Origin of the sequence: Microbacterium nanhaiense (genome assembly GCF_014646015.1) — a bacterium.
GTDB classification, from domain to species: Bacteria; Actinomycetota; Actinomycetes; order Actinomycetales; family Microbacteriaceae; genus Microbacterium; species Microbacterium nanhaiense.
The window spans coordinates 122,429-148,128 of record NZ_BMMQ01000004.1; the positions used below are offsets into that span (position 1 = coordinate 122,429).

A 25,700-nucleotide genomic window follows, 5' to 3' on the forward strand; every position below is an offset into this window, starting at 1 on the left:
GAACGCGCGAACGCCCCGGGAGCGGGTGCTCCCGGGGCGTTCGGAGTGCGGAGTCAGGCCGGGGTCTGGGCGGCGAGGAACGCGACCTTGCGGCGCAGTTCGAAGCCGAGCTTCTCGTAGGCCGCGGCGGCGCCGAGGTTGGTGGCCGAGACGTGGAGGAAGGGGATGTCGCCGCGCGAACGGATCGCGTGTGCGACGTCGAGAACGAGCGCGGAGGCGAGTCCCTGACGGCGGTAGTCCTCATCGACGCAGACGGCGCTGATCTCGGTGAATCCGTCCGGGTGCAGGCGCTCTCCGGCCATGGCGACGAGCCTGCCGTCGCGGCGCACGCCGACGTAGCGGCCGAGCTCGTGCGTGCGCGGGCGAAAGGGCCCGGGCTCGTTCCGGGCGACGATGGCGAGCATCTCTTCGGCGTCGTCCGCGCCGAGTTCGATCGCCTCCTCGAAGGGCTGACCCGTGACCCGGGGCGAGGCGACCATCTGCAGGCCCGCGCCGCGTGACACCTCGGTCCATCCCTCGGGCAGGGAGCCGGTGAAGTGCGAGAGCGAGACCGTCGCACCGCGGCCGAACATGTCGATGAGCGCGTCCCATACCGCGGGCTCGTCCCATGACGCGACGCCGACGAACGGCGACACGTCGTCCTGGTAGCGCTTGACGAGGTCGTTCCCCTCGGCGAAGCGCGCGTGTTCCCCGTTCAGTGCCGACCATGCCGGGCTGTCGAGCACCGACATGTCGATCGTCGAGGTGTCCTGTGCGTGGTGGGAGGCTGCGGATCGGGGCGCGAAATCGAACACGTTGTCATTGTGCTCCCGTGAGGCTGTGAGCTGGGTGCGTCGGTCCCTAACACGCGAACAGGGCTTGGGACTAGGGTCGCGAAGCCCCCAGCTCACCATCGCTCATCCCGCCGCCGAGACGCGTCTCCGGTTCGCCGTCCAGCCCGTCGATGTACTCCTCCGAGTCGTCGATGGGCTCGTACCCGATGCGGCGCGCACCGTCGCGGGACAACCATCCGCGCGTGTTCGCCGATACACCCCAGACGTACGCAAATTGCCCGAAGTCGTTCTCGAGCGCCGCGTCGACGAGTCGCCGGGCATCTCCCGGCGATAGCCAGACCGACGCCCGGTTCATCGAGTTCGGCCGCTCGCTGCACCCGCCGATCCGCACGGCGACCCCAATCATGCCGCTCCGCTCGCAGTACAGCCGCACGAGCGCCTCGCCTGCAGCCTTGCTCCACCCGTAGAAGCTGTCGGGGCGAGGTGCCGCATCATCGGCGAGCCCTTCCTGCACCTCGGCGAGCCCGACAGCATGGTTGCTCGAGGCGAACACGAACCGGCCGACCCCCTCTGAGGCCGCGGCCTCCAGAATGTTGCGCGTGCCCTCGACATTCACGGCGAGGATCCGCTCCCAGACGTCCTCGTGGGCGATCCCCGCGAGGTGCACGACGTCGGTCACGCCGCGCATCGCGGCGCGCACCGCGGCCGGATCCGTCAGGCTGCCGCGCAGCAGCGTCACGTCCTCGCGCTCGATCGGCGCATCCGCCTCGTCGAACACCACGTATCGCCACGCGTCGCGGGGCTCCCGGTCGAGCAGCATGCGGCCGATGCGGCCGGCCCCGCCGGTGATCAGCACGGTTCTCGTCATGAATCTCAGTCTGGCGGATCCGGGGACGGCTGCCGTACCGGCTGGACGCTGCGGGCCCGCTCTGCTATTCGGACGGCGCCCGCAGCGGGATCCGCAGGCCGACGACGGTTCCCGCGCCCTCGACCGATCTCAGTGACACCGTTCCGCCGTGACGGGCGATCACCGCCTGCACGAGGGTGAGCCCGAGCCCGGATCCCGCGACGTCGCGCGCGTTCCCGGCGCGCGCGAGTTCGTCGAACACGTGCGGGAGATCCGCCTCAGGAATGCCGCGCCCGGAATCGGCGACCTCGATCACGGCGACGCCCGACTCCTCGCGAAGGCGCACCTCGATGGGGCCGGTCGAGGAGTACTTCGCGGCGTTGCCGAGCACATTGTCCACCGCGAGCGAGAGCAGGTCGGGGTCGGCCGACACCGCCGGGACGGGCCACGGCACGCGAGAAATCTCCCGCCGGATCCGGCCGCCCGCGGCGGGGTCGCGGTCGGCGAGCGCCGAACTCGCGTCGACGAGCAGCTCCTCGAGATCGACGCGCTCGCGCTCGAGCGGCCTCGTCTCGAGCTCGGCGAGCTTGCGGAGGTCGCGCACGAGCTCGCTGAGCCGGCGCGCCTGCGAGTCGACGAGGGACCAGTGCGGATCCCCGGTGCCCGCCGCGGCGGCCGTCGCGCGGATCGCCGTGAGCGGGTTCTTCAGCTCGTGATCGAGCCGCGCGAGGAAGCGGCGGTGACGCTGCCGCTCCGCGCTCAGGGTCTCGGCGGTCGCCTCGGCGGATCCCGAAGCGCGCGCGTTCTCCCGCTCGCGGATCCGCGCCTCGCGGGAGCGCCGCGCGAGCAGCGCCGCGAGGATCGCGACGCTCGCGAGGGCGCCGGCGACGAGGAAGGCGAGCGGGATCGCCACGGCGACCTCGATCATGCGGCGTTCGCCGAGCAGGGCGAGCACCCCTCCGAGCACCGCGCCGAGCGCGAACGGCGCCGCCGCCAGCCACCAGCGCCTCACGCGGCTACCACCTGTGCGATGAAGCGATAGCCGAGGCCCTGCGCCGTGTCGATGAAGCGCGGTGAGCCGGCGCTATCGCCCAGCACCCGCCGCAGCTCGGCGATGCGGTGATCGACCGCGCGGCTCGAGCTCGCGAAGTCGAAACCCCACAGCCCGGCGAGTAATCGCTCTCGCGAGTGGGCCTCCTGCGGGTGCATCATGAGGAACTCGAGCAGGGTCAGCGCCTTCGGCGTGAGGTCCAGCTCGCGATCGCCCATCCAGACGCGCCGCGACGTGCGATCGAGCAGGAGCTCGTCCGCACGGATCCGCTGGCTCGTCGGCACCCCGCGCGTCGCCCGCCGCAGCACCGCGCGCACGCGCGAGAGCAGCTCCTGCGGGTCGAAGGGCTTGTTGAGGTAATCGTCCGCGCCCTCATCGAGGGCCGCGCTGCGCTCCCATGACTCGCCCACCTGCGTCAGCAGGATCACGGGTAGCCAGGGCTCGCTCTCGCGCAGGCGCCGCACGAATTCGCGGCCGTCCATGCGCGGCATGAGCACGTCGCTCACCACGAGATCGGGCCTGGTCCGGGCGACCTCCTGGAGCCCCTCGTGCCCGTCGCCGGCAACGCTCACCGCGTATCCGCTGCGCTCGAGGAACGAGGCGAGGGGAACCGTGATCGCGGCGTCGTCGTCGACGAGCAGCAGGCGGGTGCGCTCGGTCATGACCCCGAAACGATCACGTTTCCGGCGCCCGTGTCGGTGACCTGCGGCGTCGCACCGAGCCACGAGATCGCGTTGGCGTCGCCCGCGACGCTGATCGTGTCGACGCCGTCGAGATAGATGACGTTGCCCGCGCCGCTGACCTCGATCGAGCCCACCTCCTCCGCGATCACCACGCCCGCGTCCATGTGAACGACGACGTGCTCGCACGGCCCGTCGATCCGCACGATCTGACCGGGCTCGTTCTTCCCGAAGACGAGCTCGCCGTCGCAGGTGAGCGTGCGCGTGACGAGCTCGAGCATGGAGTCGCGGTACGCGGCCTCCTCGGCGCTCCATGAGGTCGCGCCGTCGCTGTCGGCACCTGCCTCGTCTCCCCCGGCATCCTCGGCGCCGCTATCCGCACCCGCGCCATCGCTCGACGACAGCTCGCTCTCCTCGGGCTCCGGATCCTCCGATACCGTCTCGGCGGGCTCCCCCGCCTCGCCCGCGGGCTCCCCCGCGGATCCGGTTTCGGAGGTGTCCTCGGAGGCATCCGACGCCGCGTTGTCGGCCGTGGTGGCCTGTTCGTCGGGCTCGCTGACCGCCACCGAGCAGCCGGTGAGCCCTACAAGGAGAAGGGCGGACAGGGTAATGACGGGAAGTGCGCGCATGATCGGGTTCCGTTCGCGGGTCACAAGAAGGTGGGGATAAAGATGTCGACGCGGCGGTTCAGTTGGCGGCCGGCCGGGTTGTCAGCGCCGTCGATCTCGTTCGCAGCGACGGGGCGGCTCTCGCCGTAGCCCTCCGCCGTGAGCTGGGCGCTCACGCCCGCTCCTTCGAGCGCGGCGACGACCGCCGCGGCGCGCGCCTCCGACAGGGCTTGGTTGTAGGCCTCGTCACCAATCGAATCGGTGTGGCCCGAGATCACGGCTTCGGTCACCTCGTAGCCCGTCAGCGCCTCGGCGACGACCCCGAGGGTGTCCGCGGCATCGTCGCGCACCTCGCTCTTGTCGAAGTCGAACAGCACGCCGTCCTCGAACATGATCAGCGTGCCGCACGACTCGATCGGCTGCAGGGCGTCGAGCGTGGGGAACACGCCGAGCTCGGGCACGCGCGCGATCGGATCCAGCTCGATCTCCTGCCCGTTCACGAGCCCCGTGCCGTCACCGTAGTTGGTGATCGTGATGTCACCGTCGCTGTAGGTGCCGGAGCCATCGCCGTAGTTCGTGATGCTCACGGTGCCGTCGGTGTAGTCGCCGGATCCATCCCCGTAGTTCACGATCGAGGTCGCGCCCGCGGTATAGGTGCCGGATCCGTCACCATAGATCTGCACGCTCACGTCGGCGTCGCTGTAGGCGCCTGATCCGTCGCCGTAATTGACGATGCTCACGGTACCGTCGTCGTACCTACCGGACCCGTCACCATAGTTCGTGACGGTCACGCCGTTGAGCGTGAATGTTCCGGATCCGTCGCCGTATTTGACCGACGATCCATCGGCGCCCGTGTAGGTGCCGGATCCGTCGCCATACAGGTATGCAGCCCCGGCGCCTGCCGAGACGCTGCCGCCCTCGCCGCAGTGCGCGGGCGAGACCTGCACGCCGGGAATCTCGACGACGTCATCGCGGAGATCGAGCGTGAACCCATCTGCCGACGACGGGTCGAGCAGCGAGAGGTCGGGCAGTTGAAACAGCGGCACGGCGGGAAACTCCCCCACGTCGTAGCCGGCGACAGCGGGGAGCCCCGTCGCGTCATCACTGGGCTCGGTCTCATCGGGCTCGGTCTCATCGGGCTCAGGCGTCTCGGTCTCGGGCGTCTCGGTCTCGGCGACCGATTCCGGCGCCGCCGATTCCTCCGTCGTCTGCGGTTCCGAGGTCACCGGTGCCGCGTCGGCGCCTGCGTCGTTCGCGGATCCGCACGCGGTGAGCGAGGCGGCGAGCAATGCGGCGCCGATGAGCGAGAGACCCGCGCGGCTCGTGATGTTCATGATCTGAGACTAGCGAGGCGATATCGCGGCGCTATCGCCGCGCTGTCGCAGTTTCGCGACAGTTCATCCGCCCCTCTATGGTGTGGAGCATGAGTGCACTGAGGCGCATCGTCGTTTTCACCGGATCCGCGGGCGGCACCGACCCCGCATATCTCGCCTCCGCGACGGCCGTCGGCACCGCGATCGCCCGCGCCGGTCTCGGCCTGGTCTACGGCGGCGGCAACGTCGGACTGATGGGTGCGGTCGCGAGCGCCGGCCGCGCGGCCGAGGGGGAGGTGATCGGTGTCATCCCCGAGGCCCTCGTCGACAAGGAGATCGCCCACCACGATCTGACGAGGCTCGAGGTCGTCGCCAATATGCACGAGCGGAAGAAGCGCATGGCCGACCTCAGCGATGCGTTCGTCATGCTGCCCGGCGGCGCCGGCACCCTCGAGGAGTTCTTCGAGGCGTGGACATGGCAGCAGCTCGGGATCCACGCGAAGCCGATCGCGATCTACGACGTGAACGGCTTCTGGGATCCGCTGCTCGCGATGCTCGACAACCTCGTCACCCAGGGCTTCATCGCGTCGCGATTCCGCGACGGCCTGATCGTCGCGTCGGATCCCGAGGAGCTCCTCGAGAAGCTCGCCTCGTGGGAGGCTCCGGCCGCGAAGTGGAGCGCACCGACCGCGGCCGAATAGCTGGCGGAAGACGACGAGAGGCTCGCCCAGTCGGGCGAGCCTCTCGTTATGGGCCGTGCTTACGCGTCGACCTTGCCGTAGCGCTCTTCCTCGATCTCCTCGAGGGTCTTGCCCTGCGTGTTCGGCGCCCAGATGGTGCCGACGAGCATCGAGACCGCGAGGATCGCGATGAGGATCGCGGCGAGGGTGTGCAGGCCGAGGATCTCGAGCCACACGGGGAAGCCGTAGCTGAGCACGCCCACCATGATGCGCGCGGTGAAGAACAGCACACCCTGCGCCGAGGCGCGGTACTGCGTCGCGAACAGCTCGGCGGTCCACAGGCCGTAGAAGGCCTGCGCGCCGATTCCGGAGGCGAAGCCCCAGAGAATCGCGAAGCCGAACAGCGACACGGGGCCGCTCGGCAGGTACACGAGCACGACCCAGCCGGCGATGCCGAGCACGGCGCCGATGAAGAACAGGAGGCGTCGCGACATGCGGTCGCCGAGCCACATGAAGGTGAAGGTGCCGACGACCGTCATCGTCCAGAGGAACGACTGCAGGAAGTACTGCTGCGCCGAGTCGGTCAGGCCGGTGGCGTTGTAGACGTCGGGCATGAACATGCCCGCCTGACCCGCGACGGTGTTCCAGAACGAGTAGACGCCGATGAGGAACAGCAGCGCGAGAATGTTCTGCTTGCGGCCGAGCAACGCCCGGAAGCCCTGTCCCGCGGCGGCCTTCGCGCCCTGCTGGGTGCGGATGGCCTGCGTGTTCTTCCAGTTCTTCGATTCTTCGAGGCCGCGGCGCACCCACCAGGTGATGAACGCGACGACGAAGAGGTGGAGGAAGATGATGCGGGATCCGAGCAGGCCCGTGGGGGTGAGGAGCGCGGCGAGCAGGAAGCCGATGGCGGGGCCGACCGACCATGCAAGCTGAGCCATGCCGACGTGCGCGGCGCGCTTGTCGCTCGGCGCCTCTTCCGCGATGTACGTCCACGAGGCGGGAACGCCCGCGCCGACCGCGATGCCGGTCACGATGAACGCGACGAGCAGCATCCACTGGTTGACCGCGAACGCGGCGACGAGAACGCCGACCATGTAGACGAGCAGGTCGTAGGTGTAGATGAACTTGCGGCCGAAGCGGTCGCAGAGGGGGCCGCCGATGATGGCACCGATCGCGGCGCCGAAGGCGTTCGCGCTCAGCGCGGCGAGCAGGCCCTTGAAACTTTCGTCGAAACCGAACTCGGCCTGCCAGAACACCATCGAGGTCGCGATCGCGATGATCGATCCAGCCTCGATGTAGTTGGACATTGCGACGGCGGCGGTGGCCTTCCACCCCGTCGTCTTCTTCGCACCGATGCGTGCCATGTGTTGCCTTCTTCGTCGTTGAACGTCCGCTGCTGATCTCGCCCTGAAAATGAAACGATTCAGCGCCGAGGGGAGAGTGTACATGACAACACCTGACGATTACACATATGCGAATGGCCGTGGTGCAAATGTTCGGTTTCCTTTCTCGTTTTTTTCCTTTTATCGTCTTTTTGTTCTACACTGGATCCATGGCAACGTCGTCGAACTCGCGGATCCGCACCCTTTCGGTGCGCGAGCGGGTCACGGCTGCACTGCCCCTCCTCGAGAGGCTCTCGAGCGAGGTCGCACACCTCTCGGATGCCGAGCTGGTCGCTCTCTCCCGCCTCTCGGAAGAGGTGGGTCGCCACGTTGACGCGCTACGCGTGAGGACGGCCGGCGAGGTCGACGCCCGGTCGGGCGCAGAGCGCGAGTCCTCGCTCGCGCGCCGCTACGACTCGACGTCCGCGGCGAACCTCCTCGCGTACACCACGCACGCCGCGCCGGCCGAGATCCGCTCCCGGATCGCCCTCGATCGGCGCACTCGCGGATCCGTCTCGCTCGCGGGCGAGCCGCTCCCCTCCGCCTTTCCCGCCGTCGCGGCCGCGCTGCACGCGGGCGCCATCGGCGTCGACGTCGCCGCCGACCTGACGCGCACCCTCGAGAAGGCCGCACAAGACGCCGTCATCGACCCGCTCGAGGTCGAGACCGCCGAGCGCGAGATCGTCAACGCGACCGCCGCGGGCTTCGCCGGTCGGGGGCCGCTCGCGAATTCAGGCGAGGCGCTGCCGCAGACCTTCGACGACTACCGGGCGATGGCGGGCGTGTGGCTCGAGTACCTGCTCCGCGAGGGTATCGAGCAGTCGGCGGACGAATCGGCGCGGTACCGCTACTTCGCCGTCGGCCGCGTGCGCGACGCCCTCGTGCGGGTGTCGGGCAAGCTCACGCCCGAGGCCGCGGGCAGCCTCCAGCGCCTGCTCGACGCCCACGTGGGCTCGCCCGTCCAGTTCTCGACGTGCGCCGAACAGGCCGCCGAAGACGAGCCGTGGTCGGATGCGCAGGCACCGGCCGACACGCGCACCGTCGGCCAGCGCCGTCACGACGCGCTCGTCTCGATGGTGCAGGCCGCGGCCGCCTCCGAGCACGCCCCCACGATCGGCGGAGCCGCCCCGACGCTGGTCGTCACCGTGGCCGCCGAGCAGCTCGCGGATCCGGCGGGCGTCGCAGACATCGACGGCGTCGACGCGTCCGTCCCGGCGAAGCTCGCGCACCGCATCGGCTGCACGGGCGCCGTGCAGAAGCTCGTGCTCGATCCTCGCGGTCGCATCATCGAACTCGGCTCGCCCCGCCGCTTGTTCACGGCGCATCAGCGCCGCGCGATCGCGGCCCGCGACGGCGGGTGCGTGATCCCCGGTTGCACGATTCCGGCGGCGTGGTGTGAGATCCACCACGTCGAAGAGCACGCGAGGGGCGGGGCCACCCACACCGATAACGGGGTGCTCCTCTGCTGGGCCCACCATCACGACCTCGACGGCTCCGGGTGGGAGATCCAGATGCGAGACGGAGTGCCCTTCGTGAAGGCCCCGCACTGGGTAGATCGGCGCGGAATCTTCCGCCCCGTCATCAATCGCAGGAGTCTGCGCGGCGAGATTCGCCGACGACGGCGCGGAGATACCGCCACGCCGCGCGCGACCCGAGTGTCTTAAGGCCGGGGCAGGAGACTGCCCCGACCTGGTCGCGCGCGGATCGCGGCATCAGCCCAGCACGACGCTCAGCTGTTCGACCGCCCAGTCGATCTCGGTCGCGCGAATCGTCAGCGGTGGGGCGAAGCGGATCGTCTGCCCATGGGTGTCCTTTGCCAGGACACCGCGTTCGAGCAGCCGCTCGCAGACCCTCCGCCCCGAGCCGACCGACGGGTCGATGTCGATGCCGGCCCAGAGCCCCGCGCGTCGCACGCCCGTCACGCCCCGTCCCCGCAGCGGCTCCAGCCGCTCGCCCAGGTGCTCCCCGAGCAGCCGCGCCCGCTCCTGCCACTCGCCCTCCTCGAGCATGCGCACGACCTCGAGGCCGACGGCGGCCGCCAGCGGGTTGCCGCCGAAGGTGGATCCGTGCTGTCCGGGGCCAAACACACCCAGCACGTCCTCGTTCGCGACGACCGCCGAGACGGGGACGATGCCGCCGCCCAGGGCCTTGCCGAGGAGATAGACGTCCGGCACGACACCTGCCGCGTCGCACGCGAAGGTCTCGCCCGTGCGGCCGAGGCCGGATTGGATCTCGTCGGCGATGAACAGCACGTTGTTCTCCCGCGTGAGCTCGCGCACCCGCGGAAGATACCCGTCGGGTGGGACGACGACGCCGGCCTCGCCCTGGATGGGCTCGATCAGCACCGCCACCGTGTCGTCGTCGATCGCCGCCGCCAGTGCGTCGGCGTCGCCGAAGGGCACCGAGACGAAGCCGGGCGCGAACGGTTCGAAGTCGTCGCGCGCCTCGGGATCGCTGGAGAAGCCGACGATTGTGGTGGTGCGGCCGTGGAAGTTGTTGTCCGCGACGATGATCTTCGCCCGACCGGGCGCGACCTTCTTCACGCGGTAGCCCCACGCACGAGCGAGCTTGATGCCTGTCTCGACGGCCTCGGCTCCCGTGTTCATCGGCAGCACGAGATCCTTGCCGCAGAGTGCGGCGAGCGCCGCGGCGAACGGTTCGAGGCGGTCGTTGTCGAAGGCGCGGCTCGTCAGGGTGATGCGGCCGAGCTGCTCCTGGGCGGCCGCGATGAGCCTCGGGTGCCGGTGCCCGAAGTTCAGGGCGGAATAGCCCGCGAGCATGTCGAGGTAGCGTCGCCCGTCGGCGCCGTTCACCCACGCCCCTTCCCCCGTCGCGATCTCGACCGGGAGCGGGGAGTAGTTCCGTGCGACGTGCGATGCGGCGAGCGCGGTCACGACGACGCCCCGCGCAACTCGAGCGTGCAGCACTTGATCCCGCCGCCGCCGAGCAGCAGCTCGGAGAGGTCGATCGTGACGGGGTTGTAGCCCCGCTCCGCGACCTGCGCGATGAAGCCCGTCGCCCGGGGCGAGAGGAACACGTTGTGTCCATCGCTCGCGGAGTTCAGCCCGAACACGGCGCCGTCCTCGTCCGAGACGCGGATCGCGCCGGGGAAGCGTTCCTCGAGCAGGCCGCGGCTCTCGTCGTCGAACGCGCCCGGCAGGTACGCGATCGTGGGCTCCGCGCCGGGAGCGACGACGGGATCCAGCACCGACAGGGCCGTATCGAGGTGGTAGAAGCGCGGGTCGACGAGGGTCAGCGACAGCACCTCGCGTCCGAAGAGATCGGCGATCTCGCGGTGGCTGTCGTCGGTCGAGCGGAAACCGCGGCCCGCGAGGATCGCGTCGCCCGCGAGCAGGAAGTCGCCCTCGCCCTCGTTCGTGTATTCCGGCTCGACGACCTCGAAGCCGTTGCTCGCGAACCACTCGGCGAACAGGGCCGACTCGGGTTGACGCTCGGCGTACCGGAACTTCGGGATGTACGCGCGGCCGTCGATGACGAAGCCGCCGTTCGCCGTGTAGACCATGTCGGGGAGGCCCGGGGCCTGATCGATCAGCTCGACCTCGTGCCCAAGCCCGATGTAGGCGTCGTACAGCGCCTGCCACTGCGCGACGGCCTTGGCGGTGTCGGTCGGATCCGCCGGGTGCATCCATGGGTTGATGGAGTACGACACCGTGAAGTGCTCGGGACGACTCATCAGGTAGCGGCGTCGGTGCGGGCTTCGTTCGGGCATCTGAGTGTTCTGCGACATCTCACGCTCCTCGCGTGTTGACGAACGGCGGACGCTGTCCTCGGGCTCGGCGGAGCGACTGAACGCCTGCGCGCGAGCACGCCTGCTTCATATTCTGCCCCTCGATTCGCGTATGACGCGAGCGCGCAATAGGCTCCCGCCATGAGCACCGACACGAGCAGTACAGCACAACTCGAGGTTCTGATCCGCCCCATCCGCGACGTCGACGCGACCGAAATGGGGCAGGTTCATGCCCAGGTCTGGCACGAGACCTACGACGGCATGATCTCCCAGGCGGCACTGGAGGCCGTCTCCCCCAAGCGTCTCGCCGACCTGTGGATGGGCTACGCCGCCCGCGGCGCGGAGCACCGTCACGCCGCGGCGCTCGTCGACGGCAAGATCGTGGGCTTCGCCGCCTCCGGCCCGGCCCGCGACGACGACGCCCCCGCACCGCGCGAGCTCTACTTCGTGTTCCTTCTCGACACCTGGCACCGGAAGGGCATCGGCCGCAAGCTCTTCGACGCCGTGGTCGATGACGGAGAGCCGCTCTACGGGTGGATCGCCGAGAACTACCCCGGTGGCACCGACTTCTACCTGAAGCGCGGTTTCACGATCGACGGCACGAAGCGCACCGAGCCGTTCCTCGGCGAGGAGCTCACGGAGATCCGTTTCAGCCGGTGATCCACGGATCTCGCGGGGCGGACATCGACGATTCGATGCCCGCCCCGCGGCGTATAAAGGACACATGATGATGCAGCTGTGGGGCCTCGAGGGCATCCCGGAGATCACCGCGGGCGACGAGCTGGCGTCCCTCATCGGCGACGCGCTGGAGCGCGACCCGCGCGGCGCGCTCGACGGCGACATCGTCGTGGTCACCAGCAAGATCGTCTCGAAGGCCGAGGGGCGGTTCGTGACGGCGGACGATCGCGAGGACGCGATCACCGCGGAGACGGTGCGCGTCGTCGCCAGCCGCACCAACCCGGCCACCGGATCCACGACCCGCATCGTCGAGAACCGGCTCGGCATCGTGCAAGCCGCCGCCGGCGTCGACGCGTCGAACACCCCCGAGGGAACGGTGCTGCTGCTCCCCGTGGATCCGGACGCCTCGGCGCGCGCCATCGCGGCCGCGCTCCGCGCCCGCTTCGGGCGCGAGATCGGCGTCCTCGTGAGCGACACGATGGGCCGCGCGTGGCGCGACGGGCAGATCGATCAGGCGATCGGATCCGCCGGGGTGCGGGTATTCGAGGACCTGCGCGGCTCGACCGACACGCAGGGCCGGCCGCTCGTCGTCACCCTGCCGTGCGTCGCGGACGAGCTCTGCTCGGCCGCGGAGCTCGTGAAGGGCAAGGCGACGGGGATCCCCGTCGCGGTGGTGCGCGGGCGCGCGGACCTCGTCGGATCCCTCGACCTGCCCGGCGCCCGGACGATTCCCCGGACCGGCCCGAACGACATGTTCCGCAAGGGCTACGACGAGGCCCACGCCGACGGCTTCGGCGCGGGATACGACTCCGGATACGCGGAGGGCTACGAGGCCGGATTCGGCGAGGCGCCCGAGTCTTCTTCATAAACAGTTCACTCAGGGGCCTCGTGCGCGGCACGACGAGACGCTAGAACAGGAGGGATGCCTCGATCCGGGGCACTTCCCAACCCGTGAGGACCTGTGAGGATCCCTATGCGAACGACATCGCACACCTTCTCCCGCACCTCGGTTCGGCGTTGCATCGGCGCGGGCGCCGTCTTCGCCACCGCCGGTGCGCTGCTGATGGTGCCGCAGGCGGCCCTGGCCGCCGACGAGACCGAGGCGACCGCCGCGACGACGACCACCGTCCAGGTGCTCGGCATCAACGACTTCCACGGCCGCATCGAGGCCGACGCCTACGGCGGGCTGCCCGGGGCCTCGGGCCTCGTCGGCGCCGTGCGCGCCCTCGAGACCGAGAACCCGAACACGCTGTTCGTCAGCTCGGGTGACAACATCGGCGCCTCGACCTTCACGTCGTTCATCCAGCAGGACACCCCGACGATGGAGTCGCTCGGCCTCGGCGGCCTCGACGTCGGCGTCGTCGGCAACCACGAGTTCGACCAGGGCTTCGCCGACCTCACCGATCGCGTGCAGCCGTTCTACCAGCAGTTCGGCGGCGACAACGCCGAGTACGGCGCGGACCTCACCCTCGGCGCCAACGTCTACAAGAAGGGCACGACCGAGCCCGCCCTCAAGGAGTACGCGATCCGCGAGGTCGACGGCGTCACGATCGGCTTCATCGGCACGATCACCGCCGACACGCAGACGCTCGTCTCGCCCGCCGGCATCGCCGACATCGAATTCGGCGACCAGCTCGAGGCCGTCAACCGCGTCGCCGCGGAAATCGACGACCAGGTCGATGTGACGATCCTGCTCACGCACTCGGGCGCCGAGGTCTCCGGATCCGACGAGACGACCTGCGCCGACATCGCGAACGAGCAGACCGACTTCGGCGCGCTCGTGCGCGACGCGTCGCCCGCGGTCGACGCGATCCTCTCGGGCCACACACACCAGAACTACCCCTGCACGATCCAGGACCGCCCGGTCCTGCAGACCGGCAGCTACGGCGCGAACCTCTCGAAGCTCGACATCGAGGTGTCGACCGACGAGACCGGCGCCACCTCGCTCGTCTCGATCGGCTCGTCGCTCGTGCCGCTCACGGACGAAGAGGGCGCCCCCGTCTACGCCCCGGCGGAAGACGTGCAGGCCGTCGTCGACGCCGCCGTCGCCTACGCCGAGGTGCAGGGCAATGAGCCGGTCGGCAAGATCAGCGCGGACATCCTCCGCGGTGGCGAGGCTCCCGGCGACGACCGCGGTGTCGAGTCGACCATGGGCAACCTCGTCGCCGACATGTACCTGTGGGCCACGACCGACTACGCCAAGTACGGCGGCGAGCCCGCCGACGTGGCCTTCATGAACCCCGGTGGCCTGCGCGACGACCTCATCTACGCGTCGAGCGACGCGGGCGAGGGCGACGGCGTCGTCACCTACGCGGAGGCCGCCGCCGTGCAGCCCTTCGCGAACACGATCACGACGAGCGAGCTGACCGGCGCCGACATCGAGGAGATCCTCGAGCAGCAGTGGCAGCCCGGACAGGACCGCCCGAAGCTGCACCTCGGCGTGTCCGAGGGCTTCAGCTACGAGTACGTCGAAGACGCCGAGCCCGGTGAGCACATCGTCTCGATGACGCTCGGCGGCGAGCCCGTCGACCCCGCCGCGACGTACACCGTCACGACCAACTCGTTCATCGCCGCCGGAGGCGACGGCTTCACCGCCTTCGCCAACGGTCCGTTCCGCGACACGGGCCTCATCGACCTCGAGGCCTCGGTCGACTTCATGACCGAGCACGACGTCGTCGACCCGGCCCCGCTCGGCCGCGCCGTCGAGTACGTCGAGGCGGAGCCGACGCCGGAGCCGACCCCGACGGCCGAGCCCACGCCGACCGCGGAGCCGACCCCCACGGCAGAGCCCACGCCGACGGCCGAGCCGACGCCGACGCCGACGAGCGAGCCCACGGCCGAGCCCACGCAGGAGCCGACCCCGACCGCGGAGCCCACGCAGGATCCCGCCCCCTCGGAGCAGCCGAGTCAGACCCCGAGCGCGCCGTCCGACAACGGTGACGACCTCGCGCCGACCGGCGGCGAGACGGGCTGGGCCCTCGGCCTCGGCGCCGCCGTCATGATCGCGGCCGGCCTCGTGATCTCGACGCGCCTCCGCCGCAAGGCCTGAGCGAAGCGCCCGAACGGGCCCGCACCCTCCGAGGGCGCGGGCCCGTTCGGGCGCTCGCGTACAACTTGCGTTCACCGGCCAGACACCCGGCGACTACCCGTGCGCACCAGCATGTTCCCCATGTCCCGACTTCCCCGAATCCTGCTCGCCTCGGGCGCCACGTGCGCCCTGGCGCTGAGCCCGGCCGTCGCCTTCGCGGCGCAGCCGGGCGACATCGAACCGATCTACGACGCGATCGACGACGCGCCCTTCGACCTGACGGTCGCCGGCACCTTCGAGACCGGCATCTTCGACGCGGGCGCGAGCGAGATCGTGCAGGCCTACGAGAACAGGCTGTTCTCGGTCAACGCCGCGGCCGGCACCGTCTTCGCGATCGACATGACGGATCCCACCCGGATGACCGAGCTGTACCAGGTCGGCGCCGAGGGATCCGTCGCGAACTCGGTCGCGATCCGCGCCGACGGCCTCGGCGTGGTCGCGCTCGAGGACGCGGGCGACAAGACCGCCCCCGGGCGCGTGCTCTTCTTCGACGCGAACGCCGACGAGCCCACCGTGCTCGGCACGGTGACCGTCGGATCCCTGCCCGACATGGTCACCGTCTCGCCCGACGGCGCGTATGCGGTCGTCGCAAACGAGGGCGAGCCGGCAGACGACTTCTCGAGCGACCCCGAGGGATCCGTGGGCGTCATCGCGCTGCCGGACGAGCTCGCCGCGCCTACGCAGGCCGACGTGCGCACCGCCGACTTCCATGCCTTCGAGGGCGTCGAGCTCGACCCGTCGGTCCGCGACGCGTTCGGCCCGATCCTCGACGAGGAGTTCCCGCGCTCGACGAACTGGGAGCCCGAGTACATCACGGTGCAGGGCGGCACCGCCTACGTCGCGATGCAGGAGGCGAACGCGATCGCCACCGTCGACCTCGGATCCGCGACCGTGACCGACGTGTTCGGCCTCGGCTTCATCGACCGCGGCACCGTGCCTCTCGACGCGTCGGACCGCGACCCCGAGGACTCGCCGACCATCAACATCGCGAGCTACCCCGGCCTGTACGGCATCCCGATGCCGGACGGCATCCAGTCGTATCAGGTGGGCGGCGAGACCTATATCGTCACCGCGAACGAGGGCGACGCCCGCGAGTGGGGTGACTACGTCGAGCCGGCGCGGGTGAAACACCTCGGCGACGAGGAGGACGCCCCGGGCACGGCCCCGCTGTGCGAGGAGATCGCGCACTACGCCGACGACGCGGCGCTCGGGCGCCTCGAGGTCACGACGGAGCTGGGCTTCAACGCCGAGCGCGGCTGCTACGACGAGCTCTACGCCTTCGGCGGCCGGTCCTTCGCGATCTACTCGGCCGACGGCGAGCTCGTCTTCGACTCGGGCGCGCAGTTCGAGGAGCTCACCGCACGCCTCGCCGAGACGACCGACCTCGTCTTCAACTCCGGGCACGACGACAACGAGTTCGATAGCCGCAGCGACGCGAAGGGCGTCGAACCGGAGAACCTCACGATCGGCGAGGTCGACGGCCGCACCTACGCGTTCATCGGCTTCGAACGCCTCGGCGGCGTCATCGTATACGACATCACGGATCCGGCCGCGCCGAGCTACGTCGAGTACATCAACAACCGCTCCTTCGAGCTGTCGCTCGCCGACGCCTATGAGGAACTCGAGGCGGCGGGCGGATCCGCAGAGCAGCTCGCCGAGCTCGTGAACTCCGTCGGCGATCTCGGCCCCGAGGGCCTCGACTTCATCCCGGCCGAGCAGTCGCCGACCGGCATCCCGATGGTCGTCGTCGGCAACGAGGTCTCCGGCACGACCACGCTCTACGCCCTCGACGGCGCCCCCACGGCGGAGCCGGGGGAGCCCACGCAGCCGGGCGAGCCCACGACGCCGGGGGAGCCCACGACGCCGGGTGAGCCCACGGAACCTAGCGAGCCCGCGGAGCCCGGTGAACCTTCTCAGCCGGGCGAGCCCACGGAACCCGGTGTGCCCACGGAACCGAGTGAGCCCTCGCAGCCGGCTGAGCCCGCGACGCCCGGTGAGCCGAACGTTCCGGCCGAGCCCGCCGACCCGACGGCTCCGGCCGACCCGACGGCTCCGGCCGACCCGACGGCTCCGGCCGACCCGACGGCTCCGGCCGACCCGACGGCTCCGGCCGAGCCGACGGAGCCCGGTGCGCCTTCGGAGCCGAGTGAGCCCTCGACGCCCGGTGAGCCGAATGCTCCGGCCGAGCCCGCGGAACCGACAACTCCGGCCGAACCGACCGCCCCTGCGGATCCCTCCGCTCCCGCCGCACCCGCCGAGCCGAGCGAGACCGCGGATCCGACAGAGCCGAGCCCGGAGGATCCGGCCCCCTCGGCGACCCCCGACGCCCCTGCCCCATCGGAGCAGCCGTCGGCATCGCCCGACAACGGCGACCTCGCCCCGACCGGTGGCGAGATGGGCTTCGCCATCGCCCTCGGCGGCGCCGCACTGATCGCGACCGGCCTGCTGCTCACCAGGCGCCTGCGCCGCGCATAATCGCATGACCCAACGTGGGGCCCGCTTCGGCGGGCCCCACGTGCGTCCCGGGATCCGCCCGCCACTCACCCAAACTGCGGAAACGACCCCCTACTGCGGATCCCCACACGCCACACCTCCGCAATCCCGGCTCATCTCCGCAATTCGGGCCCAAAACCCTGCACCTTTCCCTGGATCCACGCGCCCTGGATCCACGCGCCCAGGATCCACCCTCTCCGGATCCACCCGCCACTCTGTGCCGCCCAAACTGCGGAGAAAACCCCTAGTTGCGGATCCCCTACCCCTGGAGCTCCGCGATCACGGACCATCTCCGCAATTCGGGTCACAGAGCTGCGCCTTCTCGGCGCCGACTGCCTCTGCACGCCCCACACGGCGGAGAAAACCCGAATCTGCGGATCCCCACACGCCACACCTCCGCAGCCCCGCCACACCTCCGCAGCCCCGCCACACCTCCGCAATACGGGCCGCAGCCCCCGCGCCCACTCAGAGCCGATTGTCCCTCCCTGCACCACCCAAACTGCGGAGAAAACCCCCATCCGCGGATCCCAATCCTCAATAGCTCCGCAGTCGCATACATCTCCGCAACACGGGACCACCGCATTGCCCCCTGCGCGACGCAAACTGCGGAAAACATCCCAAACCGCGGATCCCACACCCACATCACTCCGCAAACCCGGACCACCTCCGCAATACGGGCCCGCCCACACTCCCCTTGCGCGCCCGCCCAGCGAGATCGGCAAGAATACTCGGGTGAGTGAGAACCTTTCGCGTCCGACCTGGGTCCAGGTCGTCGCCGGGCTGTTCGCCGCGGCGGCCCTCGTGCTCGCCGCCTGGTGCGTCGTGTTCGTCGTGCGCGGGGTGCTGTCGACGCCGGAGCTTCAGGGCTTCCTCGACCGATTCCCCGGCGACGCCCCGCAGCCCCCGTCGACGCCCGAGGGGTTCCCCGCGTGGCTGTCGTGGACGCACTTCCTCAACGCGTTCTTCCTCGTCCTCATCGTGCGCACCGGGATCCGGGTGCGCGGCGAGAAGCGCGCCGGCGGCCTGTGGACGTCGACGCGCGTTAAGAAGCGCCGTATGTCGCTCGCGCTCTGGGGGCACATCGCGGTCGACTGCCTGTGGATCCTCAACGGGCTCGTCTTCGTGATCCTGCTCTTCGCCACGGGGCACTGGAGCCGCATCGTTCCGACGAGCTGGGAGGTCTTCCCCAACGCGCTCTCGGCGCTGCTGCAGTACATCTCGCTCGACTGGCCGACGCAGAACAGCTGGGCCTATTACAACGCCCTGCAGCAGTTGAGCTACTTCGCGGTCGTCTTCCTCGCGGCCCCGCTCGCGGCGATCACGGGCTTCCGACTGAGCGCGTTCTATCCGCCGAAGTGGGAGCGGGTGCTCTCGTGGAACCTCGCAAAGCGGATCCACTTCCCGACGATGCTCTTCTTCGTCGCGTTCGTCATCGTGCACGTCGGGCTGGTGCTCACGACGGGCGCGCTGCGCAACCTCAACCACATGTACGCGGGGCGCGATGAGGTGAGCTGGGTCGGATTCGCGGTGTTCGCGGGATCCGTCCTGCTCATGGTGTTCGGCTGGCGGGCCGCGGTGCGCGACGACTGGATCGCGAAGCCCGCCCGCATCTTCGGCAACGTCAAGGTGCTCCCGAAGCGCTGAGTCGTCGGTCTCCCGACCCCGCCAACTCTGCAAATCTCCGCGCTCGCAGCTGACCGCGCGGAGAATTGACGCCTAGGCGGGAATGTGAGGACTATCGGCCCGTCAGAGCGAGGCCGCGGCGGCCGAGGCCCGCTCGTCCTCTTCCGTCACGACGAGCTGACCGCAGGCCCCGTCGATCTCCTTGCCGCGGGTGTCGCGGATCGTCGTCGGGATGCCCTTGTCGTTGAGGCGCCGCACGAACTCGCGCTGCGCGGCGATCGGCGAGGCGTCCCACACGGATCCGGGGGTCGGGTTCAGCGGGATCGGGTTGACGTGCACCCATCCCTTGCCGCGCGCGAGCAGCTTCTCCGCGAGGAGGTCGGCGCGCCACGGGTGGTCGTTCATGTCCTTGATGAGCGCGTACTCGATCGACACACGGCGCCCCGTCTTGTCGAAGTAGCCGCGCGCGGCGTCGAGCACCTCGTCGACCTTCCAGCGCGAGTTCACGGGGATCATCTCGTCGCGCAGCTCGTCGTCGGGGGCGTGCAGCGAGAGGGCGAAGGTGACGGGGATGTCCTCTTCGGTGAGCTTGCGGATCGCGGGCGCGAGCCCGACGGTCGACACCGTGATGCCGCGGGCGCTCATGCCGAGTCCCTCCTTCTTGTCGACCATGGTGCGCACGGCCTGCATCACGCGGGCGTAGTTGGCGAGCGGCTCGCCCATACCCATGAAGACGATGTTGCTGACGCGCTCGGCGCTGTTGTCGTCGTCGCGCTTGCCGCCGAGCTCGCCGCGAGCGATGATCTCGTTCGCCCGCACGACCTGATCGACGATCTCGGCCGCCGACATGTTGCGCGTCAGGCCGTTCTGACCCGTAGCGCAGAAGGGGCAGTTCATGCCACACCCGGCCTGCGAGCTCACGCACAGCGTGATGCGGCCCGGGTAGCGCATGAGCACCGACTCGACGAGAGCGCCGTCGTGCAGCTTCCACAGGAACTTGATCGTGTCGCCGCCGTCGGTCTGCAGGCGACGAACCTCGGTCAGCAGCGTCGGGAGCATGCCGTTCACGAGCTCCTCGCGGCCGGCCTTCGGCAGGTCGGTCATCAGCTCGGGGTCGCGCGTGTAGCGGTCGAAGTAGTGCTTCGCGAGCTGCTTGGCGCGGAACCCGGGCAGGCCGAGCTCCTTCGCCTTCTCGACGCGCTGTTCGGGGGTGAGGTCGGCGAGGTGCACGGGCGGCTTGCCGCGCTTGGGGCTCGCGAACTGTAGCAGCGGTCGCCCGCTGTCATCCTTGCGCTGCTCCCAGCCCTCGGCTTTGGGCTTGACCTGGCGAATCCCCGACGTCGTCATGCCTTCTACGGTACGGGTTCCGGGGCCTCTCCCGCTGGGCAGAAGCCCGGATCCACCCGCGCGGCAGGTAGGAGAACCCGCCTTCTTTTCTCTGGGCGATAGGCAGTATCGTCAGAGAGTCAATAGGTGTCCGGTCGATAACTGGGGAGTTCGACCGTGCCTCGATCCCCTGCGAGAGTCCCGTCTGATCCCCCAGTCAGGAGAATCACATGAACATTTCTCGCAAGGCCCGCATCCTCGCCGCCCTCGGCGCCATCGCCCTCGTCCCCGCGGCCCTCACGGCGTGCTCGGGCGGATCGCAGTCGGTCGCCGATGCCTGCACAGCGGCGCAGGACAGCATTCAGGACGCGATGGGCGACATGGGCGACCTCACGTCGATGATGAGCGACCCCGAGTCGATGACGACGATGTTCGACGACATGGAGAAGGCGCTCAACGACGCGGAAGACGCCATCACCAACGAAGAGGTCAAGGCCGCGTTCGGAGACTTCAACGACAGCTTCGAAACGCTGACCGATGCCCTCGACGCCGCCGCCGAGGATCCCGCCAGTGCCGACACCGCCGCGTTCACCGACGCCTCGCAGAAGCTCACCGACGCGCAGACGAAGATCGTCGAGCTCTGTAGCTGATCGCCGATGCGCCGCCCGTGACGCCTCGTGCGCGGCGGGCGGCGCATCCTCCGCCCCGGGAGCGGCGCCGGATTGTGCCTGCCTTACAAGTGACGTGCGCTGGCCCGCGCGCCGCGGCAGGCTGGGTGCCATGCAGATCGATCTGGGCGTCAGGGACGCCGCTCCAGACAGTGCCGTCGCAGCCGCCCGCCGCGCGGAGCGCGAGGGCTTCGCCGGGATCCAGTTCCCCGAACTCGCGCACGATCCGCTGATCGCGTGCGCGCTCGCGGGAAGCGCGAGCGAACGGATCCGCACCGCGACGAGCGTCACGGTCGCGTTCGCGCGCAACCCGATGATCGTCGCGCAGGCCGCGAACGACGCCCAGCTCGCCTCCCGGGGACGCTTCGCGCTGGGGCTCGGATCGCAGGTGAAGCCGCACATCGAACGCCGTTTCTCGATGCCGTGGTCGGCTCCCGCCCCGCGCATGCGCGAGTTCATCGGCGCTGTGCGGGCGATCTGGCGCTCGTGGGAGTCGGGCGAGCGACTGGCGTTCGAGGGCGAGCACTACGCGCACACGTTGATGACGCCGATGTTCTCGCCCGGCCCGAATCCCTATGGCACGCCCGACGTGTGGCTCGCGGCGGTGGGTCCCGCGATGACGAGGCTCGCGGGTGAGGCCGCCGAGGGCTTCATCGCGCACGCGTTCACGACCCCCGAGTACCTCGAACAGGTGAGCCTGCCCGCGCTCGCGGAGGGGCGCGAGCGCGTCGGGCGGGAGCGGACGGACGTCATCGTGACTCCCTTCGTCGTGACCGGATCCGACGATGCGGCGCGCGCGGCCAGTGAGCGCGCGGTGCGCGAGCAGATCGCGTTCTACGGATCCACCCCGAGCTACCGAGGGGTCATGGAGCTCCACGGGTGGGAGGCGGCGGCAGACGCGCTGCACGCCGCGAGCCGCCGCGGTGAATGGGCGGAGATGGGGCGGCTCATCACCGACGACATGATGTCGGCGTTCGCGATCGAGTGCGCGAACCCGCACGTCGATGCGCTGCGCGAGCGCCTCGAGCGCCGTTACGGAAGCCTCGCGGACCGGGCCTGTGTGACGCTCGGGTGAGTATTCCGCGGGAACGTCACCGAATCGTGAACAGCACACGGCGGGCCCGCGCGATGATCTCAGGCTGGATCCAGTAAGTTGACCGCGTGGGGAGTCTCGAGGACACGAACGAGCGCGACGAGCGCGAGGTGTTCGGCGAACCCGCCGACGCCGCGGTCGCGCCGGACACGACCGCACCCGCCGACGAGCCGGCGGACGAGACAGCGGGCGAGACAGTGACGACAGACGTCGAGCCCGTCGACGCCGATTCGAGCGACGCTGCCGCGGCGGACGACGCCGCACCGCGCGACACGGAAACGCCCGTGATCGGCTCCGGCGCCCCCGAACCCGGCGACGCGTCCGCCCCCACGGACGGCCCAAGCACCACCGCCGCGGCGTCCGCGAACGAATCCCGCCCCGTGCAGCCCCATGCGGAGCCCGCCGCGGAGACGGGGATCGTGCCGGCGTTCCTCGGACTGTTCGTGTCCGACGAGACCGCACCGGTCGCGACGGCTGCGCAGCAGGAGCCGGCCGATGCGCCGGCGAGCTCGCCCGCAGAACCCCCCGCGGACACCGACTCCGTTCGAATCTTCGCGGAGATGTTCCGCGGTTTCCGCCGCGGATCCGCTGCGGCCGCGCCCGCGGCGGTCGAGGATCCGCAGATCATCGATGACGGCACGGACGACGAGGCCGACGCGGAGTCGGTCGACGAGGCCGCGGGCGACGAGGCGACGGCCCCCGTGCCCGTGCTCGCCCCGGCGTTCGCCCCCGCCGCCGAGGCGAGCTTCGCCGACGTGATCGCCGGGTCCGGCGGCGGATCCGCCTCGGGATCGAAGACGTACATCAGCAAGGAGAACGACGTGTCGACCAGCGAGCCGTCCGGCGGCGCAAGCGCGCAGCCGATCAAGACGACCTACGTGCCGAACGACGCGAGCAACGAGACCGAGCAGGCTCTCGCCTGGCTGGCGTCGGAGAACGTCGCCTCGGGTCAGGCGCCCGCGATCGCGACGGCGGTGTCGATCGTGCCGCGGCGACGCCGCCGCTGGGTGGGCGCGATCATCGCCCCGTTCGTCACGGCGCTGATCCTCGCGGTCGTTTACGTCGTCGCGTTCGCGGTGTGGCCGCTCCAGAACGTCGCCCCGACGGCATCCGAGGCCGAGATCTCGACCCCCGTCGCGCCCGTCGCGAACCTGCCGTGGCCGGAGGTCGGACAGTCGGCGATCCTCGTCGGCGACGATGCCACCCCGCTCACCCCCGGCGGTGACGAGGTGAGCCTGGATCCGGTGCCGACGGCGAGCCTGGCGAAGGTCATCACCGTCATGACGATCCTCGAGAAGCAGCCGCTCGCCCCGGGCGAGGACGGCCCCGAGTACGAGTTCGGCTGGGCCGATAAGCAGCAGTACGACGCCCTGCTGTGGAGCGGCGAGTCCGTGCTGCCGGTGCCCGTCGACGGCACCCTCACCTACCGCCAGATCCTCGAGGGGATCATGCTGTCGTCGGCCGGAAACTACGTCAACAAGCTCGTCGACAACCTGTGGGACTTCAACCGCGACGCCTTCCGCGCCGACGCGCTGCTGTGGTTGCAGAACCACGGGCTGAGCGACACGAACCTCTTCGAGCCGACCGGCATCAACCCGCAGACCCAGTCGACCGCGACGGATCTCGTCGAGATCGCGAAGATCGCGATGCAGGATCCGACCTTCGCCGAGATCGTCGGGGAGGACGAGGTCGTGCTGCCCGGCGCGGGCCTCGTCGAGAACTCGAACCCGCTCCTCGGCGAACTGGGCGTCGTCGGCATCAAGACCGGCCACCTGAACACCTGGGAGCACGTCCGCTACAACCTGATGGCCGCCGCGGATGTGCCGCTCTCCGACGACCCGGACGCCGAGACCGTGCGCGTGTACTCGGTCGTCACGGGGCAGCCGGAGCCGACGGAGCAGACGCCGTTCGGCCAGCAGACCCGCGAGCTGCTGCAGTCCGTGACCGACGCCTTGCAGCCCGTCGAGGCGATGGCCGCCGGCACCGTCGTCGGAACGGTCACGGCGCCCTGGGGCGCCTCGACGAACGTCATCGCCGCCGACACCGCCGAGCTCAGCCTCTGGAACGGTGAGGAGGCCGAGGTCGTGGTCGATTACGACGTCGACCTGGGCGACCCCGCCGGAACCGAGGTCGGAACGGTCACGATCACGGGCGAGTTCGGATCCACGACCGTTCCGCTGACGACGACCAAGGAGCTGCCGCGCCCGTCGATCGAGTGGCGGCTCTCGCACCCGCTCGAGCTGCTCGGCTTCGGCAAGTAGATCTTCCGATTCATAGCGGCAGCGGGTTAGGGTGTCCGACATGAACATGCGCGCAACGTATGCCGTGAGCGCCGCCATCATCGCGGGGGTCGCCTGCGTGCTGTGCGCCGTCGTCATCTTCGCCCACGCGCCCCTCGCGATCACGATCGCCATGATCGCGAGCGCGCTGCTGGCGATCGCGGTCGCGGGCGGTCTCGTGGGCCTGGCCGTTCGAGCCGGGCAGAGCTCCTAACGCATCGCCCACTCGGCGACCGCGTCGATGAACGCGTCGTTGACGGCCTCCTCGATCACGGTGTACCGCACTCCCTCGCCCGCGTAGACGCGGGCGTTGATGCGTGCCGCCTCGATCAGGTGTGCCCCCAGATCTTCGGCGCGCTCCCCCACGGGCAGCCACACGAAGTTGCCGTCCGAGTGCGAGATGTCGATGTGCGGCTTGCCGTCGATCTCGGCGCGCTCCATCCGGTCGCGCAGCGTCCGCTCGATGCGCTGCCGCTCGGCCTTGATCCACTCGACGCGGTCCTCGATCTGGGCGAGGCCGTCGGGCGAGAAGCAGTGCTCCGCCGCCGCGACCGCCAGCCGGTCGACGCCGTTCTGCGTCCGCATCTTCGCGACCGCCTGCACCACCATCGGATCCGCGAGCAGGTAGCCGACGCGGAGCCCCGCGAGCGCGGCGCCCTTGGAGAGGGTGCGTAGCACCACGACGTTCTCGGGCGTCTTCATCAACTCGCGTTCCATCGGGGCGACGAACGCGGCGCGCGGGCTCGAGGCGAACTCGCTATAGGCCTCGTCGAGCGCGAGCACGACGGTGTCCGGCACCTCGTCGATGAGCCGCGCGAGCTGCTCGCGCGTCAGTGCTCGGCCGGAGGGGTTGTTGGGGCTCGCGAGGAGGAGGATCCGCGTGCGCGGCGTGATCGCGGCGAGGAGCGCGTCGATGTCGTGGGATCCGTCGCCCGCGGTCGGCACGCGGACGGGTTGGGCCGCGTGCACGCGGCATGCGTCGACGAAGCCCTCGAAGGTGCGCCAGCTGAAGACGACCTCGTCGCCCGGCTCGCACAGCGACCCGATGAGGGCGCGGATGAGGTCCATGCTGCCGGACCCGAGCAGCACGCGGTCCGGATCCGTCCCGTGCGCGCGGGCAATGTTGCGGGCGGCCTGCTCGGACCTCGAGCCGTACTCGTTGAGGTGCGGGATCTCGGCGGCGATCGCCTCGGCGAGCCCCGCGATGGGCGCGAGGTGGGGTTCGTTGTAGCAGGCGCGGGCGGTGCCCTCCGGCATCGCGACTCGTCGGAACGGGGAGATCTGCTCGTGCGCGGCGCGGAAGGTGAGTGCCATGGCGCCTATTCTGGCGGATTCGCCCTAAATACCGCCGGACGCGTGTCAAATGTCGG

Annotated in this window: 22 protein-coding genes; 11 read left to right on the forward strand and 11 right to left on the reverse strand. The window is 70.0% G+C overall.

Annotated elements, in window-relative coordinates; translation table 11 throughout:
- Positions 1–53: 53 nt before the first annotated feature.
- From IEX05_RS08210 to IEX05_RS08235, 6 genes are all read right to left on the reverse strand, one after another.
- On the reverse strand, positions 54–794 hold the full coding sequence (locus tag IEX05_RS08210) for a GNAT family N-acetyltransferase (protein WP_308423412.1): 741 nt from the start codon (positions 792–794) through the stop codon (positions 54–56).
- A 70-nt stretch (positions 795–864) separates the two neighbouring features.
- Positions 865–1,641 (reverse strand): NAD-dependent epimerase/dehydratase family protein, encoded by a 777-nt coding sequence (locus IEX05_RS08215; protein ID WP_188700896.1) that lies wholly within the window; start codon positions 1,639–1,641, stop codon positions 865–867.
- A gap of 64 nt (positions 1,642–1,705) precedes the next feature.
- Positions 1,706–2,632, reverse strand: coding sequence for a sensor histidine kinase (locus tag IEX05_RS08220; protein ID WP_229661205.1), 927 nt, complete (start codon positions 2,630–2,632; stop codon positions 1,706–1,708).
- Positions 2,629–3,333, reverse strand: a complete 705-nt coding sequence (locus tag IEX05_RS08225; protein ID WP_188700897.1) for a response regulator transcription factor — start codon at positions 3,331–3,333, stop codon at positions 2,629–2,631. The genes IEX05_RS08220 and IEX05_RS08225 overlap by 4 nt, the downstream gene beginning before the upstream one ends.
- Positions 3,330–3,980 (reverse strand): DUF3060 domain-containing protein, encoded by a 651-nt coding sequence (locus tag IEX05_RS08230; RefSeq protein ID WP_188700898.1) that lies wholly within the window; start codon positions 3,978–3,980, stop codon positions 3,330–3,332. Before IEX05_RS08230 ends, IEX05_RS08225 begins: the two co-directional genes overlap by 4 nt.
- 20 nt (positions 3,981–4,000) lie before the next feature.
- On the reverse strand, positions 4,001–5,293 hold the full coding sequence (locus tag IEX05_RS08235; protein ID WP_188700899.1) for an OmpA family protein: 1,293 nt from the start codon (positions 5,291–5,293) through the stop codon (positions 4,001–4,003).
- Positions 5,294–5,382: 89 nt separating this feature from the next.
- On the opposite strand from IEX05_RS08235, the gene IEX05_RS08240 reads away from it, so the two are divergent.
- On the forward strand, positions 5,383–5,973 hold the full coding sequence (locus IEX05_RS08240; RefSeq protein WP_229661206.1) for an LOG family protein: 591 nt from the start codon (positions 5,383–5,385) through the stop codon (positions 5,971–5,973).
- A gap of 59 nt (positions 5,974–6,032) precedes the next feature.
- On the opposite strand, the gene IEX05_RS08245 is transcribed toward IEX05_RS08240, so the two are convergent.
- A complete protein-coding gene (locus IEX05_RS08245) occupies positions 6,033–7,316 on the reverse strand; it encodes an MFS transporter (RefSeq protein ID WP_229661207.1) in 1,284 nt (427 codons plus the stop codon).
- Positions 7,317–7,504: 188 nt separating this feature from the next.
- On the opposite strand from IEX05_RS08245, the gene IEX05_RS08250 reads away from it, so the two are divergent.
- The gene (locus IEX05_RS08250) at positions 7,505–8,998 is read left to right on the forward strand and encodes an HNH endonuclease signature motif containing protein (protein ID WP_188700901.1); all 1,494 of its coding nucleotides are present in this window, start codon (positions 7,505–7,507) and stop codon (positions 8,996–8,998) included.
- Between the two features lie 48 nt (positions 8,999–9,046).
- On the opposite strand, the gene rocD is transcribed toward IEX05_RS08250, so the two are convergent.
- Together rocD and ddaH are read right to left on the reverse strand one after the other, a co-directional pair.
- Positions 9,047–10,228: an ornithine--oxo-acid transaminase gene (gene rocD / locus IEX05_RS15290; protein WP_229661208.1), complete on the reverse strand. Its 1,182-nt coding sequence runs from the start codon at positions 10,226–10,228 to the stop codon at positions 9,047–9,049.
- Positions 10,225–11,082 (reverse strand): dimethylargininase, encoded by an 858-nt coding sequence (gene ddaH / locus IEX05_RS15295; RefSeq protein WP_229661209.1) that lies wholly within the window; start codon positions 11,080–11,082, stop codon positions 10,225–10,227. The genes rocD and ddaH overlap by 4 nt, the downstream gene beginning before the upstream one ends.
- A 141-nt stretch (positions 11,083–11,223) precedes the next feature.
- On the opposite strand from ddaH, the gene IEX05_RS08260 reads away from it, so the two are divergent.
- The 5 genes from IEX05_RS08260 (at position 11,224) to IEX05_RS08280 (ending at position 18,985) form a co-directional block, all read left to right on the forward strand.
- Complete coding sequence (locus IEX05_RS08260) at positions 11,224–11,742, forward strand: GNAT family N-acetyltransferase (protein ID WP_188700902.1); 519 nt, start codon at positions 11,224–11,226, stop codon at positions 11,740–11,742.
- A gap of 67 nt (positions 11,743–11,809) precedes the next feature.
- The gene (gene cofE, locus IEX05_RS08265) at positions 11,810–12,628 is read left to right on the forward strand and encodes a coenzyme F420-0:L-glutamate ligase (RefSeq protein ID WP_229661229.1); all 819 of its coding nucleotides are present in this window, start codon (positions 11,810–11,812) and stop codon (positions 12,626–12,628) included.
- Positions 12,629–12,733: 105 nt separating this feature from the next.
- Positions 12,734–14,809: a 5'-nucleotidase C-terminal domain-containing protein gene (locus IEX05_RS08270; protein ID WP_188700903.1), complete on the forward strand. Its 2,076-nt coding sequence runs from the start codon at positions 12,734–12,736 to the stop codon at positions 14,807–14,809.
- A 120-nt stretch (positions 14,810–14,929) separates the two neighbouring features.
- The gene (locus IEX05_RS08275; RefSeq protein ID WP_229661210.1) at positions 14,930–17,323 is read left to right on the forward strand and encodes a choice-of-anchor I family protein; all 2,394 of its coding nucleotides are present in this window, start codon (positions 14,930–14,932) and stop codon (positions 17,321–17,323) included.
- A 750-nt stretch (positions 17,324–18,073) separates the two neighbouring features.
- Entirely contained in the window at positions 18,074–18,985 is a 912-nt protein-coding gene (locus tag IEX05_RS08280; RefSeq protein WP_188700904.1) for a cytochrome b/b6 domain-containing protein, read from the forward strand.
- 102 nt (positions 18,986–19,087) lie between these two features.
- On the opposite strand, the gene rlmN is transcribed toward IEX05_RS08280, so the two are convergent.
- On the reverse strand, positions 19,088–20,311 hold the full coding sequence (rlmN, locus tag IEX05_RS08285; RefSeq protein ID WP_188700905.1) for a dual-specificity RNA methyltransferase RlmN: 1,224 nt from the start codon (positions 20,309–20,311) through the stop codon (positions 19,088–19,090).
- A 209-nt stretch (positions 20,312–20,520) separates the two neighbouring features.
- On the opposite strand from rlmN, the gene IEX05_RS08290 reads away from it, so the two are divergent.
- From IEX05_RS08290 to IEX05_RS08305, 4 genes are all read left to right on the forward strand, one after another.
- On the forward strand, positions 20,521–20,940 hold the full coding sequence (locus IEX05_RS08290) for a hypothetical protein (protein WP_188700906.1): 420 nt from the start codon (positions 20,521–20,523) through the stop codon (positions 20,938–20,940).
- A gap of 130 nt (positions 20,941–21,070) precedes the next feature.
- Entirely contained in the window at positions 21,071–22,033 is a 963-nt protein-coding gene (locus IEX05_RS08295; RefSeq protein ID WP_188700907.1) for a TIGR03617 family F420-dependent LLM class oxidoreductase, read from the forward strand.
- A gap of 86 nt (positions 22,034–22,119) precedes the next feature.
- On the forward strand, positions 22,120–24,312 hold the full coding sequence (locus IEX05_RS08300; RefSeq protein WP_188700908.1) for a D-alanyl-D-alanine carboxypeptidase family protein: 2,193 nt from the start codon (positions 22,120–22,122) through the stop codon (positions 24,310–24,312).
- A gap of 40 nt (positions 24,313–24,352) precedes the next feature.
- Entirely contained in the window at positions 24,353–24,544 is a 192-nt protein-coding gene (locus IEX05_RS08305) for a hypothetical protein (RefSeq protein WP_188700909.1), read from the forward strand.
- On the opposite strand, the gene IEX05_RS08310 is transcribed toward IEX05_RS08305, so the two are convergent.
- Positions 24,541–25,644 (reverse strand): aminotransferase class I/II-fold pyridoxal phosphate-dependent enzyme, encoded by a 1,104-nt coding sequence (locus IEX05_RS08310; RefSeq protein ID WP_188700910.1) that lies wholly within the window; start codon positions 25,642–25,644, stop codon positions 24,541–24,543. The two genes, IEX05_RS08305 and IEX05_RS08310, sit on opposite strands and share 4 nt — an antisense overlap.
- Positions 25,645–25,700 lie beyond the last annotated feature (56 nt).

Bases quoted from the DNA above. Each gene is read 5' to 3' on its own strand.
- IEX05_RS08215 (WP_188700896.1), bottom strand. From the start codon at position 1,641: ATGACGAGAACCGTGCTGATCACCGGCGGGGCCGGCCGCATCGGCCGC.
- IEX05_RS08225 (WP_188700897.1), bottom strand. From the start codon at position 3,333: ATGACCGAGCGCACCCGCCTGCTGCTCGTCGACGACGACGCCGCGATC.
- IEX05_RS08230 (WP_188700898.1), bottom strand. From the start codon at position 3,980: ATGCGCGCACTTCCCGTCATTACCCTGTCCGCCCTTCTCCTTGTAGGG.
- IEX05_RS08235 (WP_188700899.1), bottom strand. From the start codon at position 5,293: ATGAACATCACGAGCCGCGCGGGTCTCTCGCTCATCGGCGCCGCATTG.
- IEX05_RS08240 (WP_229661206.1), top strand. From the start codon at position 5,383: ATGAGTGCACTGAGGCGCATCGTCGTTTTCACCGGATCCGCGGGCGGC.
- IEX05_RS08245 (WP_229661207.1), bottom strand. From the start codon at position 7,316: ATGGCACGCATCGGTGCGAAGAAGACGACGGGGTGGAAGGCCACCGCC.
- IEX05_RS08250 (WP_188700901.1), top strand. From the start codon at position 7,505: ATGGCAACGTCGTCGAACTCGCGGATCCGCACCCTTTCGGTGCGCGAG.
- ddaH (WP_229661209.1), bottom strand. From the start codon at position 11,082: ATGTCGCAGAACACTCAGATGCCCGAACGAAGCCCGCACCGACGCCGC.
- IEX05_RS08260 (WP_188700902.1), top strand. From the start codon at position 11,224: ATGAGCACCGACACGAGCAGTACAGCACAACTCGAGGTTCTGATCCGC.
- cofE (WP_229661229.1), top strand. From the start codon at position 11,810: ATGATGCAGCTGTGGGGCCTCGAGGGCATCCCGGAGATCACCGCGGGC.
- IEX05_RS08270 (WP_188700903.1), top strand. From the start codon at position 12,734: ATGCGAACGACATCGCACACCTTCTCCCGCACCTCGGTTCGGCGTTGC.
- IEX05_RS08275 (WP_229661210.1), top strand. From the start codon at position 14,930: ATGTCCCGACTTCCCCGAATCCTGCTCGCCTCGGGCGCCACGTGCGCC.
- rlmN (WP_188700905.1), bottom strand. From the start codon at position 20,311: ATGACGACGTCGGGGATTCGCCAGGTCAAGCCCAAAGCCGAGGGCTGG.
- IEX05_RS08290 (WP_188700906.1), top strand. From the start codon at position 20,521: ATGAACATTTCTCGCAAGGCCCGCATCCTCGCCGCCCTCGGCGCCATC.
- IEX05_RS08295 (WP_188700907.1), top strand. From the start codon at position 21,071: ATGCAGATCGATCTGGGCGTCAGGGACGCCGCTCCAGACAGTGCCGTC.
- IEX05_RS08305 (WP_188700909.1), top strand. From the start codon at position 24,353: ATGAACATGCGCGCAACGTATGCCGTGAGCGCCGCCATCATCGCGGGG.
- IEX05_RS08310 (WP_188700910.1), bottom strand. From the start codon at position 25,644: ATGGCACTCACCTTCCGCGCCGCGCACGAGCAGATCTCCCCGTTCCGA.